This window comes from Diplocloster hominis (assembly GCF_032380655.1).
Lineage (GTDB): Bacteria > Bacillota > Clostridia > Lachnospirales > Lachnospiraceae > Diplocloster > Diplocloster hominis.
The window spans coordinates 48,934-68,122 of sequence record NZ_JAWDIY010000012.1 but is presented as its reverse complement, the minus strand read 5'-3'; the positions used below and the strand labels follow the sequence as shown (position 1 = coordinate 68,122).

12 protein-coding genes are annotated in these 19,189 nt (G+C 49.6%); 2 read left to right on the top strand and 10 right to left on the bottom strand.

What is annotated here, in order from left to right; all coding sequences use genetic code 11:
• Position 1: 1 nt before the first annotated feature.
• On the bottom strand, positions 2–2,842 hold the full coding sequence (gene uvrA / locus ABC831_RS12805) for an excinuclease ABC subunit UvrA (RefSeq protein WP_343248520.1): 2,841 nt from the start codon (positions 2,840–2,842) through the stop codon (positions 2–4).
• Positions 2,843–2,859: 17 nt separating this feature from the next.
• Positions 2,860–4,845: an excinuclease ABC subunit UvrB gene (gene uvrB / locus ABC831_RS12800; RefSeq protein ID WP_343248519.1), complete on the bottom strand. Its 1,986-nt coding sequence runs from the start codon at positions 4,843–4,845 to the stop codon at positions 2,860–2,862.
• A 730-nt stretch (positions 4,846–5,575) separates the two neighbouring features.
• On the opposite strand from uvrB, the gene ABC831_RS12795 reads away from it, so the two are divergent.
• A complete protein-coding gene (locus ABC831_RS12795) occupies positions 5,576–6,889 on the top strand; it encodes an ATP-binding protein (protein ID WP_343248518.1) in 1,314 nt (437 codons plus the stop codon).
• A gap of 548 nt (positions 6,890–7,437) precedes the next feature.
• Here ABC831_RS12795 and ABC831_RS12790 read toward each other — a convergent pair.
• The 8 genes from ABC831_RS12790 to ABC831_RS12755 form a co-directional block, all read right to left on the bottom strand.
• Positions 7,438–7,755, bottom strand: coding sequence for a hypothetical protein (locus ABC831_RS12790; RefSeq protein ID WP_343248517.1), 318 nt, complete (start codon positions 7,753–7,755; stop codon positions 7,438–7,440).
• The gene (locus tag ABC831_RS12785) at positions 7,752–8,114 is read right to left on the bottom strand and encodes a hypothetical protein (protein ID WP_343248516.1); all 363 of its coding nucleotides are present in this window, start codon (positions 8,112–8,114) and stop codon (positions 7,752–7,754) included. Before ABC831_RS12785 ends, ABC831_RS12790 begins: the two co-directional genes overlap by 4 nt.
• A 1-nt stretch (position 8,115) precedes the next feature.
• Positions 8,116–8,949: an RNA polymerase sigma factor gene (locus tag ABC831_RS12780; RefSeq protein ID WP_343248515.1), complete on the bottom strand. Its 834-nt coding sequence runs from the start codon at positions 8,947–8,949 to the stop codon at positions 8,116–8,118.
• Positions 8,950–9,022: 73 nt separating this feature from the next.
• Positions 9,023–10,276: a cation:proton antiporter gene (locus ABC831_RS12775; RefSeq protein ID WP_343248514.1), complete on the bottom strand. Its 1,254-nt coding sequence runs from the start codon at positions 10,274–10,276 to the stop codon at positions 9,023–9,025.
• The gene (locus tag ABC831_RS12770; RefSeq protein ID WP_343248513.1) at positions 10,273–10,887 is read right to left on the bottom strand and encodes a TetR/AcrR family transcriptional regulator; all 615 of its coding nucleotides are present in this window, start codon (positions 10,885–10,887) and stop codon (positions 10,273–10,275) included. Before ABC831_RS12770 ends, ABC831_RS12775 begins: the two co-directional genes overlap by 4 nt.
• A 152-nt stretch (positions 10,888–11,039) precedes the next feature.
• A complete protein-coding gene (locus ABC831_RS12765; RefSeq protein WP_343248512.1) occupies positions 11,040–14,114 on the bottom strand; it encodes a PAS domain-containing hybrid sensor histidine kinase/response regulator in 3,075 nt (1,024 codons plus the stop codon).
• A 258-nt stretch (positions 14,115–14,372) separates the two neighbouring features.
• A complete protein-coding gene (locus ABC831_RS12760; protein ID WP_343248511.1) occupies positions 14,373–15,728 on the bottom strand; it encodes an MATE family efflux transporter in 1,356 nt (451 codons plus the stop codon).
• A 466-nt stretch (positions 15,729–16,194) separates the two neighbouring features.
• On the bottom strand, positions 16,195–17,217 hold the full coding sequence (locus ABC831_RS12755) for a PLP-dependent cysteine synthase family protein (protein ID WP_343248510.1): 1,023 nt from the start codon (positions 17,215–17,217) through the stop codon (positions 16,195–16,197).
• A gap of 1,196 nt (positions 17,218–18,413) precedes the next feature.
• Here ABC831_RS12755 and ABC831_RS12750 point away from each other — a divergent pair.
• On the top strand, positions 18,414–19,187 hold the full coding sequence (locus ABC831_RS12750) for an alpha/beta fold hydrolase (protein WP_343248509.1): 774 nt from the start codon (positions 18,414–18,416) through the stop codon (positions 19,185–19,187).
• The last annotated feature ends 2 nt before the right edge of the window (positions 19,188–19,189 follow it).

Below are 19,189 nucleotides of genomic sequence, written 5' to 3'. Positions count from 1 at the left end.
CCTATTCCAGATATTTTGCCACATACTGCCCTGTATAGGATTTGGGATTCTTCGCCACTTCTTCCGGCGTTCCGGTCGCTATGATCGTACCGCCGGCATCGCCCCCTTCCGGGCCGATATCGATAATATAATCCGCTGTTTTGATAACATCCAGATTATGTTCGATGACCACAACCGTGTTGCCGCCTTCTGCCAGCCTCTGAAGGATCTCGATCAGCTTATGGACATCTGCAAAATGCAGGCCGGTGGTCGGCTCGTCCAGAATATAGATCGTCTTTCCCGTGCTCCTGCGGCTTAATTCAGTCGCCAGCTTGATCCGCTGCGCCTCTCCGCCGGACAGTGTGGTGGATGGCTGCCCCAGCTTGATATAAGACAGGCCCACATCGTTCAGCGTGGAGATCTTACGCTGAATCGACGGCACGTTTTCAAAGAATTTGTTTGCTTCCTCCACTGTCATGTCCAGCACATCGTATATGTTCTTTCCTTTATAATGGACCTCCAGTGTCTCGCGGTTATAGCGTTTTCCCTGGCAGACTTCACACGGCACGTAGACATCGGGAAGGAAATGCATCTCTATTTTTATAATTCCGTCCCCGCTGCAGGCCTCACACCGGCCGCCTTTCACATTGAAACTGAAACGGCCTTTTTTGTAGCCCCGCTCCTTGGCATCGGGGGTTCCCGCGAACAAATCCCGGATCTGGTCAAACACTCCGGTATAGGTAGCCGGATTCGACCGGGGGGTTCTTCCGATCGGGGACTGGTCTATATCAATCACCTTATCCAGCTGTTCTACGCCCAGAATCCCTGTATGCTTTCCCGGTATGGTCCGCGCCCGGTTCAGCTTCTTCGCCAGCGCTTTGTACAGAATCTCATTGATCAGGGAGCTTTTACCTGAGCCGGATACTCCGGTGACACAGGTCATAACGCCCAGCGGAATGTCCACGTCGATGTTTTTCAGGTTATTTTCCCTGGCTCCTTTGATCGTCAGGAAACCGGTGGGCTGCTTGCGTACTTTCGGCACCGGAATTTTGATCTTTCCGCTCAGATAGGCTCCGGTTATGGAATCCTTGGATTTCATAATCTCCTCGGCCGTTCCCTGAGCCACCACATGTCCGCCGTGTTCTCCGGCTCCCGGTCCTATATCGATCACATGGTCCGCAGCAAACATCGTATCTTCGTCATGTTCTACCACGATCAGCGTATTTCCCAGCTCCTTAAGGTTATTCAGTGTCCGGAGCAGTTTATCATTGTCCCGCTGGTGCAGCCCGATACTGGGCTCGTCCAGGATATATGCCACGCCTACCAGACCTGAACCGATCTGTGTGGCCAGACGGATCCGCTGGGCTTCCCCTCCGGACAGCGTCCCGGTGGCCCTGGCCAGGGTCAGGTATTCCAGTCCCACATCATTCAGGAATCCAATACGGGATTTGATTTCTTTTAAGATCTGCCTGCCGATCAGCATCTGCTGGTTCGTAAGTTCCAGATCATTCAAAAACTGCCGGAGATTCAGGATGGACATGGAGGTAACTTCGTAAATGTTCCTGCCTCCCACGGTGACTGCAAGGGCAGATTTTTTCAGTCTCTGGCCCCCGCAGGTTTTACAGGGGGTAATGCGCATAAAGGTCTCGTATTCCTGTTTCATGGTATCGGAACCGGTTTCCCGGTAACGGCGTTCCATATTCCGGATCAGGCCTTCGAAGGCCACATCATAGACACCTTCTCCCCTCTGCCCTTTATAGTGCACCTTTACCTCGCGGCCGTTGGTCCCATTAATGATAACATCCCGGATGTCCTCCGGCAGCTCCTGGTAGGGTGTGTGAAGATCAAATTTGTATGTCTCTGACAGAGCCTTTAAAATCGCATGGGTAAAGCTCCCGGAATCTGTGCTGGACTGCCAGCCCATGGCCACGATCGCTCCGTCGGCCAGACTGATGGATTTATCCGGTATCATCAGATCCTCATCAAACTCCATCTTGTACCCCAGACCATAACAGTCCGGGCAGGCGCCGAACGGGTTGTTAAAGGAAAAGCTTCTGGGTTCGATCTCGTCCACACTGATCCCGCAGTCCGGACAGGAGAAGCTCTGGCTGAAATTAATCGGATCGCCTCCGAACACATCCACGATCAGCAGGCCTTCCGCCAGTTCCAGCACATTTTCAATCGAATCCGTCAGCCTCTTTTCGATTCCCGGTTTTACGATCAGCCGGTCCACTATGATTTCAATGTTATGTTTGATATTCTTGGATAATTGTATGTCTTCCGAGAGTTCATACTGGTTCCCGTCAACCCTTACCCGGACGTACCCGCTTCTCTTGGCCTTGGCAAACAGCTTCGTATGCTCGCCCTTTCTGCCCCGGACCACCGGCGCCAGCAGCTGGATACGGGTTCCTTCCGGCAGCTCCAGGATCTGGTCTACCATCTGGTCTACCGTCTGTTTCTTAATCTCCCTGCCGCATTTCGGACAATGGGGAATACCGATTCTGGCATACAGCAGCCGGAAATAATCATAGATCTCCGTCACAGTCCCCACCGTGGAACGGGGATTCCGGTTGGTGGATTTCTGATCGATGGAGATGGCCGGCGGCAGCCCTTCTATACTCTCCACATTGGGTTTTTCCATCTGTCCCAGGAACTGTCTGGCGTAAGAGGACAGGGATTCCATATACCGCCGCTGCCCTTCCGCGTAGATTGTGTCAAAGGCCAGGGATGATTTGCCGGATCCGCTCAAACCTGTGAGTACCACAAATTCATTGCGCGGGATGTCCACGCTCAGATCCTTTAGATTGTGCTCATTTGCCCCCCGGATTTTAATGTAATTTTTTGTATCTTTTATTTTTGTCATCGTTCTTACTCCTGCTCTTATCCTTCCAGATCATGCAGCTGCTTTTTCAACTCGATCATCTTATCTCGCAGCTCTGCGGCAGCTTCGAAGTTCAAATCCGCCGCCGCCTGTTTCATTTGTTTGTTCAGATCCGCCACCAGCTTCTCCAGTTCCTTTTTGCTCATGGATTCCGGATCTTTTTCAAATATCATCTCCTGTTTCGCCACAGCTTTGGAGATACTGATCAAATCCCGCACTGCCTTTTGGATCGTCTGCGGGGTGATCCCGTGCTCTTCATTATACTTCTGCTGTATCTGCCGTCTCCGGCCGGTCTCCTCCAGGGCTTCTTTCATGGAATCCGTAATCTTGTCCGCATACATGATGACATGTCCCTCGGAGTTACGGGAAGCCCGCCCTATGGTCTGGATCAATGAGGTAGCCGAACGCAGGAATCCTTCCTTGTCCGCATCCAGTATAGCCACCAGTGTAATCTCGGGAATGTCCAGACCCTCCCGCAGCAGGTTAATTCCCACCAGTACATCGAATACATCCAGACGCATATCCCGGATGATCTCCGTGCGTTCCAGCGTATCGATGTCGGAATGCAGATATTTTACACGGATTCCCAGATCTTTCATGTAGTCCGTCAGATCTTCCGCCATCCGTTTGGTCAGTGTGGTGATCAGCACCTTGTGATGTGCGGCCACTTCTTTATTGACCTCACCCACCAGGTCGTCGATCTGGCCTTCCACAGGCCGCACCTCCACCTCCGGGTCCAGCAGGCCCGTAGGCCGGATGATCTGTTCCGTCCGCAGAAGCTCATGCTCCGCCTCATACTCTCCTGGTGTCGCGGACACGAACATCAGCTGATTGATCTTGCTCTCGAACTCCTCAAAGTTAAGGGGCCGGTTATCTCTGGCCGAGGGGAGACGGAATCCATATTCCACCAGAGTCTTCTTCCTGTTCTGATCCCCAAAATACATGCCCCGGATCTGAGGAACTGTCTTATGGGACTCGTCGATCATAATCAGAAAATCATCCGGGAAATAATCGATCAGCGTCCAGGGCGGTGTACCGGGTTCCAGACCTGACAGATGCCTGGAGTAGTTCTCGATCCCCGAACAGAAACCGGTCTCCCGCAGCATCTCGATGTCAAAATTCGTCCGCTCTGAAATTCTCTGGGCTTCCAGCAGCTTGTCCTCGCTCTTAAAATAGCGGATCCGTTCCTCCAGCTCTTCTTCTATATGCTTACAGGCCTCATTGATCTTATCTTGCGGAACTACGTAGTGAGACGCGGGAAAGATGGCAATATGGGCAAGGGTGTTCTTAATCTCCCCGGTCAGCATGTCGATCTCCACAATCCGGTCAATCTCGTCCCCGAAAAATTCCACCCGCACCGCGGTTTCACTCCAATCGGCCGGGATAATCTCCAGAACATCGCCACGCACCCGGAAGGTACCGCGTTTAAAGTCCATCTCATTTCTGTCATACTGCATGTCAATGAGCTTACGGATCACCTCATCCCGGTCTTTCTGCATTCCCGGACGCAGGGATACGGTCATATTCTGATAATCCACCGGACTTCCCAGGCCGTAGATGCAGGACACACTGGACACGATGATCACATCCCGCCGCTCCGACAGCGAGGTAGTCGCGGAAAGCCGCAGCTTGTCTATCTCATCATTGATCGAGGAATCTTTTGCAATATAGGTATCTGAGGAGGGAACATAGGCCTCCGGCTGATAGTAGTCATAGTAGGAAACAAAATATTCCACGGCGTTCTCCGGGAAGAACTCCTTGAACTCTCCGTATAACTGCGCGGCGAGGGTTTTGTTGTGGGCAATGATGAGCGTTGGCTTCTGTAATTGTTGGATCACGTTGGCCATGGTGAAGGTCTTACCAGAGCCCGTAACCCCCAGTAACGTCTCGAATTGGTTGCCTTCCTGGAAGCCCTTGACGAGAGCTTCGATTGCCTGCGGCTGGTCGCCGGTTGGTTGATATTCTGATTGCAGTTTGAACTCCATAATATGTTTACCTCCTTGGTGACCCTTTTCTATTACGTACCAGTATTTTTACCTCTAATCGCCTCTTCAATATAGTAATTACGTTCTTCTGAATCAAGTCGCATAAAATTTCTGTTCTTCTTTTGGTGAAGTTAAGTATAATTCAGATTTATTCGATTTACTTTCCACTCAATTGCCCCCTTACTAGTCTTTAACAACTATGACAGCACTGTTCTACAGTAAAAAGCATCCGTAATTATCTGACAATATTTTAATAACCTCCCCATTTCTCCTCCCAGACTAACAAGAATTATACCATAGACATTCAAAAAAGTATAGGCAAAAATGGAACACTTGTTCTTTTTTATGTATCTAAATTTTACCAACAAAATTTCGTTGTAGAATGAAAATTTAATTTCCAGTTGGCAAGAGTAAATGCATATAACTTTGGTGGTATAAGTAATATTAGACGGAGTTTTTGCCAGCTATGCATCGTTATCACCCCCTCTCATTTTGCCGGGGAGCGCAAATGGCGCATCCAAAATAAATAAGAAAAGGTTGACTGTCAGCACAGTTTTGAAATTTCATAGTTATACCATGAAAGAATCCATAAAAAACTTTGATCTTGATGGTGTAATTATTAACCGAGTTTGCAGCATTGCGAATAGTAAATTACATCAATACAAAAAGTCATTTGATTTTTTGTATTGATGTGCTATAATATCGTCATGATTACTGTGAGGTGATGCCTATGTATCGGACGGCGATTGAACAACTGCAAAAGTGGAAGGCAAAACAACGACGCAAACCGCTTATTATTCGCGGTGCCCGTCAGGTGGGAAAAACCTGGTTGATGAAAGAATTTGGGGCCAATGCCTACGAGAGAGTCGTCTACGTCAACTTTGATAATAACGAACGGATGCACAACCTGTTTGAGGGCAGTCTGGAAGTGGAGCGGCTGGTGACCGGCCTGGAGTTATACGCCGGACATAAGATCGACCCGGATAATACACTGCTGATTTTCGACGAGGTACAGGAGGTCCCCAAGGCGCTGACAAGCCTAAAGTATTTCAATGAGGACGCGCCCCAATATCAAATTATCTGTGCCGGCAGCCTGTTGGGGGTGGCGCTCCATCAGGGGACGTCCTTTCCCGTGGGCAAGGTGGAATTCCTGGATCTGTATCCCTTATCCTTCTTTGAGTTCATGATGGCCATGAATAAGGGACAGTATGTGGAGCTGCTGCAAAAGGGCGACTTCGATATGGCTGCGACCTTTAAGCAGGATTATATCGATCTGTTGAAACACTACTATTATGTGGGCGGGATGCCGGAGGTAGTGCAGGCCTTTGCGGACAACCGGGACTTCAACGAGGCGCGGGAGATCCAGCAGCGTATCTTGGACGCCTACGAGCAGGATTTCTCCAAGCATGCCCCCAACGAGGTAGTCCCCCGCATCCGGATGCTGTGGAACAGTATCCCGGCACAGCTCGCCAAAGAAAACAAGAAGTTTATCTATGGTCTCATCAAAGAAGGCGCCAGGGCTAAGGAATATGAGCTGGCCATGCTTTGGCTCACCGACTGCGGGCTTGTCCATAAGGTCCAACGGGTGTCCGTTCCCAACCTGCCGCTAAAGGCCTATGAGGATTTAAAAGCATTCAAATTGTTCCTCGTGGATGTGGGGCTGCTGTCCTGTATGGTTGGTCTGAGGCAAGATGTATTGCTGGATGGTAACGAACTGTTCAAAGAATTCAAAGGAGCACTGACAGAGCAGTATGTGCTTCAGCAGCTGAAAACGATTAAAGGCTTGAATATCTACTATTGGACCGCCGAGCGGGGCACGGCAGAAGTGGATTTTGTGATTGATAACGGCAGCGATGTGATTCCCGTGGAGGTCAAGGCCGAGGTCAATCTTCAAGCAAAGAGCTTAAAGGTGTATCGGGAGAAGTTCCAAACAAAGCTGTCCATCCGAACCTCCATGGCGGATTATAGGAAAGAGGATTGGATGTTGAATCTGCCGTTGTGGGCGGTAGAGGGGATTTCTACAAAGCTATTGGAGAAAATATAAGAGAGCGCGTTTCCTTTGAACGTACTGGAACCGGCTTCTGGGGATGGAAGGTTTCTTCCTCAATTAAAGCGATATAGTGAGAATATCACAGCCATTGAACTTGATGAAAGTAAAATCAACGCTTATAATACACTTTCTAATACTAATGTAACGTTGAAATGTGCCGACTGCTATCAGAAGAAGCGTCCTATTCGTTAGGCCTGATCGATCAGGAAATAGAAAAAGTAACAGAGTTGTTAGAAATGCGTGCAGGATCTGACGACTCTATATAATTTCAAAAATGAAATGTCCCGTTTAGTGAATATCTACTGCAAAGCACTCCATTGGCAGGTCACCTTCCTGGCATAATCCGGGAAGGTCGCCCCGCCGCTGGAGTGCCATATTTTTTGTCCTTCCGCTTCATCCGTTCTTGTAATAACAGGCCATGATTTCATAGCCCCTAAGCCGGTCACCCGGCACTCCCGTAAAGCAGCTTAATCCATATTCAATATATAGGCTTTAAAAAAGACGGAACGCATACAGGAATTCACTCCATTATACCGGAATTCTTACAGGATAAAATGCCCCGCTGCCGAAATAGCCGTGCCCAGCACCGCCGACATGACGATCATCGGCGGAACAGACTTTTTATCCTCTCCGGATACTATGATAATAACAGGCAGCGCAAGCGCGAGTCCTGTCACGCCGCCTTTCAGCCACCAGACCAGCCCATACAGATCAATATTCAGGATCACAAAGGGCAGAATCAGGTAAAACACAAACGCGGAGGCGATAGAATGCCTGTCCAGTTTCATTTTCATCATCGGCAGCACATCAATGGCACCGGCCACGATACCCAGGAGCAGGGTAATAAAGAATTCTTTCATAATGTTTTTTCCTCCGCATATTTAGTATTACACTTCACGCACCCGATCTCATAACTGTACGAATCCAGATTTTTTTCCAGGACGGTGAGCAGGGGGGATTGATCCTCCGCGCAGCACAGTCTGTTTTTTATTGTTATGGTTTTTTTATCCGAGGGAATGTATTGCTTTTCCGGTTCAAAATCAATCTGTATACTGCCGCAGGCCCCGCATTTACATTTGTATGCAAAGCGAAAATGGTCATAGGTGACATAACACAGATAACCGATATTCTTTCCGCATTCCCCACAGTAAATCCAGCCGCCGTATGTACTGGCAAGTCTCGTATTTTCAAGCTTTTTTATACTGGGTACCCGTGACATATTACACCTCCGCCCTGATAATTTTCATACTTTCCGAAGAAAGAAGCTGATCGAGAAAAGCCCTCGTTTCCTGTGGTGCCCGATATTTTGGCATATCGGCAAAGATAAAGGATAGCTCATCCATTTCCTCCATCGCCTGCGTAAAATTGTCATTCTCCGCAGTTTCCAGTTTACTGTATTCCAGATTCCCGGGGTCCAGCCTATGGGTTGATATGGCATACCCTACCCGCTTTTGGCAGCTGCATTTTCCTGTTTTGGACAATCCGCAGTATTCTCCCAAAAATTCCCCAACTCTTTTCCGAATCCGGGACAGCCTCTGACGGTAGGCCTCCGGCGTTATGCCGAATATATCCGCGCAAACCTTGCTGTCAACCTTAAACATCAGCCCAAGAACATAGATGCAGCGGCTTTCCGGGTCAAGACACTGCAGCATAACGTTGGTGCAGGACTGTTTCAACTCATCTGCCAGAACTGCTTCCTCCACCCCCTGTAAAAGATCGTCTGAGTTCGGCAGGAAGCCCGCCTCGATATCCTGTCCGTAGAACTCGAAACTTAACGGGCGCTGCGCAAACATCGATTTTTTATAATTGATTAAATAATTTGTCGCCATCCGGTAAACCCATGTGGTAAAAGCGCATTCTTTCCGAAAAGTCGAGAGCTGGGTAATGATTTTGATGATAATTTCCTGAGTTGCATCCTGCGCGTCATAAAGGCTGCCCAGCATTCGAAGGGAAAGGTTGTAGATCATATCCTCTACCCCCAGGATCAACCCTTCCAGTGCCTTTTTGTTGCCATCCACGGCTTTGTCGATCAGTTCAAAAGTTTCCGTCTGCATGATAATTTCCTCCTTCCATTCCTTTCACTATATTAGACAGCCACAAACGCAGGTTGTGACAATTTTTTTATAGCTATGAGCACTTAGTGACTATTTTTCCTGCCTCTTCCGGTCTCTCTGTCTCCCCCGCCCATTCAAATCCTTTCTTCGCCAGGATCACGGCGATCACTTCGTTGATCACGGCAGCCGCCGCAATCGTACCCTGCACGATTTTTGCTTCCTCAGGAGCTGGAGCCGACAGTGTGGATACCACAATCCCGGTAAATACCAAAGAGACACCGGAATGAGGAAGCAATGTTAATCCCAGATATTTCCGGATCACCTTTGGGGATTTTGTGATACGCGCACCAAACCACGCACCGCTGTATTTTCCTATGGCGCGGGTAATTATATAGACAGCGGTGAACGCGCCTGCCCCCAGAATCAAGTGATAATCCAGCGGCGCTCCCAGATTAAGGATCACCGCGATCAGGGAAAATCCCAGAATGGGATTAAACCTCTTCATAAGAATTTCCAGCTGCGCTGAAGGGATGATATTGGCGAATGTGGCGGAAAATGCCATTCCGATCAGCATAAAATTCAATACAGGCTGCGGCATAATCCAATTGTTAAAGAGAAATCCGACGCCAGCCGCAGCCAGAATAAAGGCAAGCAGAACGGGCAGTGCATACCGTCCCCGATCCTTTTTCAATACAAAACCTGCGGGTATTCCCACAAGGATACCGATAATCAGCGGAAGCACCGGTGTGAGTATAATCACCCATATTGGCATCGCCTGAGTGGACACTTTGGCGGATACCACAGAAATAACCGTAAAAAACACCACAACTCCTACGATATCATCCAACGCCGCCATGGGGATAAGCGTCTTTGTCACCGGGCCGTCGGTCTTGAACTCCCTGACGATGGAGAGCGACGGTGCCGGAGCCGTAGCTAATGCGATAGCCCCGAAGACAGCGGCAAGATAAAGCGGTATCCCCTCGATGAAGAAAACAACTCCAAAGACCAGAGCCACCACCAAAAAAGTACCCAGTGATTCCGTCAGCGTAGTCACGATAATCTGTTTTCCGGAGCGCCTGATCACTTTCCAGATAATTTCCGTACCAATCATCAGACCCACAGCGCACTCCAGAATATGTACCGCATTTTGGAACCATGCGGCATCTAAAACAGAAGTGTCGATGAACCGGAAGGCATGGGGCCCCAGAATCATACCTGCCAGCAGCCATCCCAGGATTGAGGGAAGTCTGATTTTCGCCACCAGTTTCCCCAGCAATAAGGCGAGCACGAAAGCGATAGCCAGCCTAAGAAGCGATATTATGATCATACGGTCTCCTCCTTCGCTATGCCATACAGGAGGATTCCCAGGTTCTTCCGCAGCTCTTGTTCATGCAGTTCCAGCACATTTTGCGCCGGGGCATCCTTAAACTTTGTGGTCATCAGACGATGAAATATCTCCTGAAACGCCTGAAAATACTCGATCGCGTCCTCCTCGGAGATTCCACTGCGCAGCTTTAATCCCACAAGCTGCGCGCGGAACACGGACAGATTGAACTCATCAAAACGGGCTTTCCTCTGCTGTATCTCTTCTCTTAAATGTTCCGGCGGACGTTCAACCGCCTCGAAAAATATTTGTGCGAATGAGGGGTATGCTTCAAAAAATTCCCACCTGATCCGGAAATAATCCGGAAGCGTGCGCACATCTTTGTCCTTTTCTCCCTGCAGCCTTTCCATGAGCTGGTCAAAGCAGGCACTGACACATGCAAGGTACACCTGGTCCTTACTTTCAAAATAATGATAAATTTTTCCTTTTGAAATACCAGCCTCATTAAGCGCGGTATTCAGGGACGAGCCTTCGTACCCATGCCTGCCAAACTCTGCGATGGCTGCGGTAATGATGGCCTCCTTACTTTTAACATTCTGTTCCTCCCGGGTCATATCTTCACTCCTTCTTTGCCGGAGCCAAAAAGCAGACCGGCCAGTCTGTTTAATAGTATATCACAAACAGACTGGTCGGTCTATATTATATTTTCAATTCTCTTCATTTTCCTGTTAAATATAAAAAGGGTACTCCACTGCTGCTTCGCATCTTATTTTCCATCCCTGCCCCGCAGCACTTTATTCAGTGTAAAAAACAACTGATCCTGGTCTATCGGTTTCGTGAGGTATTCGTCCACTCCCATCTGCTCGGCCTCCTGTCTCTCATTTTCAAACGCGTTGGCCGTCATCGCTATAATCGGTATACTCTCAGCCTCCGGATGCATCCCTTCCCGGATCATCTTCGTGGCCTGGAGGCCGTCCATAACCGGCATCCGGATATCCATGAGAATGGCCCGGTAGGTTCCCGGGGACGACCGGTTAAATTTATCCACAGCCCTCTTTCCATTTTCAGCGGTATCCACCTTAAGGCCGCGCATTTCCAGAATCGTCTGCGCGATCTCCCGGTTCAGATCACTGTCTTCCACCAGCAGCACCTGTTCCCCCTGATAATTCCCGGTAACGGGCAGGCTGTCCTCCTCGAATAAAACTTCCTTTTCCTGGGGGGACTCCGCTTTTTGCATGGGCAAGATCACGGTGAAACAGCTGCCCTCACCCTGACTGCTCTCCACTGAGATGCTGCCTCCCATCATATGTATCAGATTCTGCACAATGGCAAGCCCCAGCCCGCTTCCCTCAAAGACCCTTCCTCCGTTTTGTCTTTCCTGCTCAAACGGTTCGAAGATCTTTTGCTGAAACTCTTTCGACATGCCGATCCCATTGTCTTTTACCACGATACGGGTCCACATAACATCCTGAACCTGGCGGATTGGTGTGATACACAACGACACCTGTCCGGCTTCATCGGTATATTTTACCGCGTTTGTGAGCAGGTTCATCAGGATCTGATGAACGCGCAGGGAATCTCCTATATAAGTCCCCTTGATCCTGTCGTCTATCCTCACCTGGAGCTCCTGGCCTTTCACCTTGGTCTGCCCTTCAATCAGCAGGATAACGTTCCGGATCACTTCCTGGATCTGAAATGGCTCATGGACAATATTAATCTTCCCGCTCTCAATTCTGGACATGTCCAAAACATCGTTCAGCAGGGAAAGCAAAAACTTTGCAGACAGACCTATTTTCGCCAGGCAGTCCTCGATCTTCGTGCGGTTATCCAGATTCGCGGAGGCAATGGATGTCATTCCCATAATAGCGTTCATCGGCGTCCGGATATCATGGGACATACGGGACAGGAAATCACTTTTGGCACTATTTGCCTGTTCCGCCATCTTAAGGGCATCCTGCAGCACCAGGTGCAGCTCGTGGATGTCACGGTAAGTCAGAAGGACCAGATTATCCTCTCGTCCTTCCAGCAGTGTGCCGATCATTTCACACCACCGGTACTCGCCGCCGGCATTCAGCCGGCGCACTTCCAGTGTAATCCTCCTGTCTTTCTTCCCTATTCTTTGACGGATATGATCCAGCTTATAAAACTCAAAGAATCTCTCCCGGTCGTCCGGATGGACAATGGTCTCTCCGTATTCTTTATTGAACGCCTGAAAATTCTCCTGTTCTTTTATGGCGCTCATAAGCTCATCCGATTTGTAAGAAATGAATTTGCCGGTATCCAGATTCAACACGATAAATTCTCCAAAGAGAGTCATTACACTGTCAACCAACAGTTTTTCCTTGGAACGGTATTCTTCTTCCGTCATCTTAAGACGGTTAATGTCCCGCATCGTCCCGATCAGACGCATAACACCATTCTTACCGCGCAGGTAATCCGCCTGGATCAGATACCAGTGATAATCCCGGCCCTGATACGGGATCATGCGCACTTCCGCCTGGTGTGATTCCCCGAGAATCAGCTGTTCTATAAGAGGCAGGTCCGGCGGATATAGGAAACTGGCCATCTTCTCATGATACTTTTCCATACGGACAGCCTTCCCGCCCATCTGTGCATTCTCCTGGCTCAGGAACAGATCCTCTTCAGGATAATATTCAAAAATGATATCCGCGGAATTCTCCACAGCTATCCGGTATTTGAGCTTTTCCTGCTCCAGTTCTGCCTCCGCTTCTTTTCGTTTCGTAATATCCAGCATCACCAGGGTATACTCCGCGATGCCGTTCTGCTCTCCGGTTTTCTTTCCCTCGATATGGAACCACTGGATCTGGCCCTGTTCTCCCCTGACCCGCCCGTCGAAATTTACCGGAAGTCCCCTGGCGGAACTGGTCCTGCAGTATTCTAAATTTTTTTCACTTTTGAAGAAACGCAGTCCGCCGCCTGGAACCGCCCCGGTGATATGCAGCATCTCCCGGCAGTTACGGCTGATTTCCAATATGGTAAACTGCTCATCCGCCAGACATTTGATCACTCCGCCCGGAATACTGTCAAATGCGGTCTGCCGCTCCAGCTCCAGCTGATCCTTCATCTTCTTATGAACATCTATATTTTTACAGAGAGTGATCTCCATCACATCCCCTTGCTCCGTCATTCTCTCCAGAAATACGACCCTAACGAGCACCCATTTATAATTTCCATCCTGATAAAGCTGCGGAAATTCCAGTTCCACCTCCTCCTGGCCAGCCTCATAGCAAGCCAGCAGATTCTGCCGGCTGAACATCTCCAGATAGCGTTCCCGGTAGTCAGGATGCACCGTCTCAGACGCCTTCAGCGGCAGATCATCAAAGGTCCCGGAAGGCGGCGGAAGAACTGCCTGGGATGCTTCCCGGTTCAATTTTACGTATGTATTTTTCGTCAGGTTTACCGAGTAGATCACCGGATACTCTTTTCCCGCCACGATCACCAGTTTTTCTCGTTCCCGTTCCAGCTTCTGCTCTTCCAGGCTGGACACATGTGGTGTGACAGAGATCAGATATGCAGGGATATTTTCATCCCCCCAGTTGAACTTCGTGGCTGAAATGTCCACGACCTTCCCGAAAGGATCTCCATAACTGACCCTGGTTTCCGTCTCCTGGTCCCCCATCGTAAGCAGCGGGCAGTTTGCGCAGCTGCCCTTCCACACTTCATGGCAGATTTTTCCAATTGAAATATCCGGTGTAACCTCTTTGACTTTATCATTAAAAAAGAGTAGTTCATGGGTATCCCGTTTTATTACATAAACAGCAGTGTTTCCCATATGATTGAGTATTTTACTTAAACTCTCAGTCCCCGCTCCGTCCATCATCCCACATTTCCTCCTTTATGCACAGCATATCCCTCTCGCCGAAGGCGGCGTCATTCCAGTCCCGTGCTGGTGTTTCCTGCTGCGTGAAGCGCATATCCCCTAGAATCTAATTATACTTGATTCTATTCTATTTCACAATGATCTTTGCGCCTCCTGATACTGTCTTATTTTGTCAGATATGGTCGGTTCTGTCATCCATGCCGCCAGTCCATGCAGAAGCCGCGGGCACGAAAGAACACCGGCTGTCCACAGACCGGGTCACAGATCGGCCAGTTTCTGTCTATACATGTGGCGGAACATCAGTAACGTCATGACAATGGAGGCGATCTCCGAGATGGGAAATGCAAACCATACCGCATCAAGGCCGATGGTGACAGCAAACAGGTAAGCCACCGGCAGGATAATAACCAGCTGACGGACGATGGAAATAATCAGGCTGTATACCCCATTCCCCAGTGCCTGAAACACGGATACAACCGTAATGCTTACACCGGCAAATACAAAACTTAAGCTGATGATGCGAAGAGCCGGCACGCCGATCTTAAGCATCTGCCCGGAAGCATTGAACAGCTTCAGCAGCTGTTCCGGGAAAACCTCAAAGATAAATACTCCCACCAGCATAATCCCCACAGCCAGTACGGTACTCAATTTCACAGTATCCATAATCCGTTTTCTGTTCCTGGCCCCATAGTTATAAGCCACGATCGGAACCATTCCATTATTCAGGCCAAAGATCGGCATAAAAATAAAACTCTGCAGTTTAAAATAAACCCCAAATACGGAAACGGCCGTGGAGGAAAACATCAGCAGGATTTTATTTACCCCGAACGTCATCACGGAAGAAATGGACTGCATAATAATAGAGGGAAATCCCACTGCGTAAATGTTCCGGACCGTCTTTGCATTCGGCCGGAATCCCCGGACCTTCAGTTTGATCTCCACGTTCTTCTTTTCATTGAAATAAAAGCTCATAAGCATGGACACTGTCTGTCCAATTACGGTTGCCGCGGCAGCCCCGGCGACTCCCATTTTCGGGAACCCCAAAAGTCCGAAGATCAGAATCGGATCCAGCACAATATTAATCACAGCGCCGGTACCCTGGGTGATCATATTATAAATCGTTCGTCCGGTCGACTGCATCAGCCTTTCAAACGTAATCTGCATAAAAATGCCAAGTGAAAATATGGTACAGATCATCAGGTATTCTGTTCCATATTGAATAATCTGTGCATCATTGGTCTGTGTTTCAAAAAAGAACCTCGAAAAGAAAACGCCGAACAAGGCAAACGCAAGGTAGCTCAAAACGCCCAGAAAGACCCCGTTATTCGCCGCGCGGTTCGCCTCTTTAAAATTCTTTTCCCCCAGGCTTCTGCTCAGCAGCGCATTGATCCCGACGCCGGTACCTGTAGACACCGCGATCATCAGGCTCTGGATCGGAAAAGCCAGAGAAACCGCAGTCAGTGCATTCTCCCCGATCATAGCCACGAACATACTGTCCACTACATTATATAAAGCCTGCACCAGCATGGATATCACCATCGGCAGGGACATCGTTATCAATAATCTGTTGATCGGCATAACGCCCATCTTATTTTCCTGTTGTACTTCTTGCATAGTCATCCTCCTGTTTGGGTTTGCTGCTATTTATTCTGCTAAGGGGCGGAGCGGGCTGGGGCAGGAAGGGGCTTGCAGGGACGGGCGCAGCGGAAAAAGGGAACCGAATCCGGGGCGGTGGCCCAAACGTCACAGGCGGAAAATCGCTTCGGCCGGATCTAAGAATGGGTAACTCCGAAGGGAACGGAACCTTTTATTCGCAGGTCCGGGCCAAACTCGCCAAAATACGGCTCAAACAGTGGCCCGAACCTGCAAGGTTCCGTTCCCTTCTCCGTAACCCATTCTAAGATCCGGCCTCAAGCGATTTTCCGCCTGTGACGTTTGGGCCACCGCCCCGGATTCGGTTCCCTTTTTCCGCTGTGTCCGTCCCTGCAAGCCCCTTCCTGCCCCGGCCCGCTCCTTGTTTGGTGAGAGTTTTAGTCTCATGTGCTCTGATTTTTAGCTTGATGGATAGGGATGGGATCTGTTATCTGGCCGGACAGGGATGTGCTGTCACACTTAGAAGCTCCAGTTCTTTGGTTATATAGGTGTCTTTCATTTCCTGTGGTTCGGAGTAATCTGTCGAGAGGTATTTTTTATTGTCGTCTGCGAAGGTGGTGACAAACACGCTGTCCTGCCCCAGCTCTTCCTGCTTCATTACACAGCCGATGAAGTTCGCTCCTGAAGATACGCCGACGCCTAAGCCCAGCCGCTCGGACAGCATTCTGGCCATAATGATGGAATCACCGTCGTCTACGGAGACCACCTCATCCAGTGCCGGTAGTTTCAGCAGGTCCGGTATAAATTCATCTGAGATTCCCTGGATTCTATGTTTTCCGACTTTATATCCGGTGGAAAGCGTGGGGGAGTTCAGGGGCTCCAGGGGATAAGCTTTGCAGGAAGGATTCCTGTCCTTGAGTGCATGGCCCACTCCCATAACGGTGCCGCCGGTTCCCACGCCGGCCACAAAACCGTCCGCTTTTAGTCCCATTTCTTCCAGCTGAGCTACAATCTCCGGGCCGGTTGTCTCATAATGTGCTTTTGTATTGTCCTCGTTGGAGAATTGGCGGGGCAGGAATACATTCCCTTTTTCCGCCAGTTCCTCGGTCATCCGGATCGAACCCAGGAAGCCGCCCTCTTCCCTGGAAACCAGACGTACATTGGCCCCATAGCTCTTCATCAGATTCACACGCTCACTGCTCATCCAGTCCGGCATATAGATAACCACCTCATGCCCCAGATAACTGCCCAGGGCAGAAAAAGCGATCCCAGTATTCCCGCTGGTCGCCTCCACGATCTTATCCTCCGGATGAATGCTCCCCTCCTGATAGGCTTTCTTCATTATATAAAAAGCCACCCGGTCCTTTATATTACCGGTGAGGTTATAAGATTCCATTTTCGCAAAAATCCGTCTCCTGGTCCCCTTAAATTTAAACTGAATCTCCAACAACGGCGTCCTGCCGATCATCGGTTCTATCCGATCAAACAATTTCATTTTTTCCAAATCCATTTCCATTACGCTCCTTATTAAATTCACTTTTTTCATCATAACCCTTTCGTTTTCCCCTGTCAATGCGCACATTTTTATCCCCTTACCCAAACTCCCTAACCCTACTGCTGTTGCTTTTACGGCGGAATTGAAAAATAGGGATTTGGGACTTAGGGCCGGGAAGAGAGAGAACCTGCGGGGGCTTGGAACCGGGCGGCTCATCTCGTGGGGCCAAATCACTTCGACCGGACCTAAGAACGGCTAACTCCGAAGGCGGGAGAACCTCTTATTGGCAGGGCCCGGAACAAACTCGCCCAAAAAACGGCTCGGACAGTGTTCCAGGCCCTGCGAGGTTCTCCCGCCTCCTGCGTAAGCCGTTCTAAGGCCCGGCCTCAAGTGATTTGGCCCCACGAGATGAGCCGCCCGGTTCCAAGCCCCCGCAGGTTCCCTCTCTTCCCTGCTTTACCAAAAGCCTTTTTGCACGTTCTGACAGGTTGATTATCTTATATTCTAACATATGTTGGCCGCAGTCAGCCGTGATTAGTATCTCAATTTCATAATCTCTAGGTATCTCTGCTTCATAATCTTTGCTTCATAATTTTTGCTTCATAATCTCTGCGTATGCCATTCAACCTGTTAATTGGCCACATGCCTGATCATACAAAGGGAATACCCTTTCTGCTGAATCACCCCATAATTCATAACATAGCGTTACGCCGCTAAGCAGCTGCATCTGCGCCCTGGTACTGATCTAAGTATAATTAATTATAGCATAGCCGTTAAACCGCTCCGCACTGGCCGGAATCAGGGTAGGGGCTGCCGGGGCCGGGATGCGCAGGGATCGTCCGGCTGCGGGCTAAGTTTCCCCGCCCGTCCGTGCCGGATCACTTATGGCGGAAAAAAGCATGGCCGAATAGTGGAGGGAGACTCAAGGGAAAATGACGGCCCCCTGCCGGCATTTTCCCTGCTTTCAGAGGCTCCCGGAACTGCTTATGAGGTTGCTTTTTTCCGCCATAAGTAATCCGGCGCGGACGGGCGGGGAAACTTAGCCCACAGCCGGACGATCCCTGCGCATCCCGGCCCCGGCAGCCCCGGCCCCCCCGGCGGCCCCCCCGGCGGTCCCCCCCTGAATTCCCGCCTCAGTTTTCTTGACAAAGGAGCTCGTCTCGCACTATAATGAAATGATCTCTATTATTATATGTTAAAGGATGATTTTATTGAATATTACGGTTCAGAATATTCGCACCAATTATATGGTAACCGGTGAAGGGGAGGACGTCCTGATCCTGCACGGATGGGGCTCGAATCTTACTCTGCACAATCAGATGGCAGCTTATCTGGCGCCGCATTACAGGGTCTATGCTTTGGATATGCCTGGGTTTGGGGAGACACCGGAACCTCCGGCAGCCTGGGATGTGGATCATTATGTGGACTTTGTACTGGACTTTATCCGGGAAATGGGAATCCGTTCCGTCATTCTGATCGGGCATTCCTTTGGGGGCAGGGTGATTATCAAAATGGTGACGCGCAGGAACCTGCCTGTGACGTTTCCTAAGCTGATTTTGATCGACAGCGCCGGGATTCTTCCGAAAAAAACTTTGAAACAAAAATGCAAAATACGAATATATAAATTAGGAAAGAAGATATTGAATATTGGTATCGTGAAAAAACTTTATCCCGATGCCCTGGAGAGGATGCGCGCCAAGAGCGGATCTGCGGATTATAATGCGGCGTCCCCGCTGATGCGGCAGGTTCTGGTTAAGGTGGTGAACGAGGATCTGACCCCGCTTCTTGCTTCGATTCCTTCTCCCACCCTGCTGATATGGGGGGAAATGGATACGGCTACGCCGCTTACCGACGGTCAGCTCATGGAAAAATTGATTCCGGGCGCCGGCCTGGTGACGGTCAAAGGGGCCGGGCATTACTCTTTCCTGGAATCCAGCTATCTGGTTCACAAAGTGATCGGTTCATTTTTGAATATTAAGGAGTAATC

Coding starts and splice junctions, on each gene's coding strand:
- ABC831_RS12770 (WP_343248513.1), bottom strand. CDS start 10,887: ATGACCCGGGAGGAACAGAATGTTAAAAGTAAGGAGGCCATCATTACC.
- ABC831_RS12780 (WP_343248515.1), bottom strand. CDS start 8,949: ATGCAGACGGAAACTTTTGAACTGATCGACAAAGCCGTGGATGGCAAC.
- uvrB (WP_343248519.1), bottom strand. CDS start 4,845: ATGGAGTTCAAACTGCAATCAGAATATCAACCAACCGGCGACCAGCCG.
- ABC831_RS12790 (WP_343248517.1), bottom strand. CDS start 7,755: ATGAAAGAATTCTTTATTACCCTGCTCCTGGGTATCGTGGCCGGTGCC.
- ABC831_RS12755 (WP_343248510.1), bottom strand. CDS start 17,217: ATGGATTTGGAAAAAATGAAATTGTTTGATCGGATAGAACCGATGATC.
- ABC831_RS12765 (WP_343248512.1), bottom strand. CDS start 14,114: ATGATGGACGGAGCGGGGACTGAGAGTTTAAGTAAAATACTCAATCAT.
- ABC831_RS12785 (WP_343248516.1), bottom strand. CDS start 8,114: ATGTCACGGGTACCCAGTATAAAAAAGCTTGAAAATACGAGACTTGCC.
- ABC831_RS12775 (WP_343248514.1), bottom strand. CDS start 10,276: ATGATCATAATATCGCTTCTTAGGCTGGCTATCGCTTTCGTGCTCGCC.
- ABC831_RS12795 (WP_343248518.1), top strand. CDS start 5,576: ATGTATCGGACGGCGATTGAACAACTGCAAAAGTGGAAGGCAAAACAA.
- uvrA (WP_343248520.1), bottom strand. CDS start 2,842: ATGACAAAAATAAAAGATACAAAAAATTACATTAAAATCCGGGGGGCA.
- ABC831_RS12760 (WP_343248511.1), bottom strand. CDS start 15,728: ATGCAAGAAGTACAACAGGAAAATAAGATGGGCGTTATGCCGATCAAC.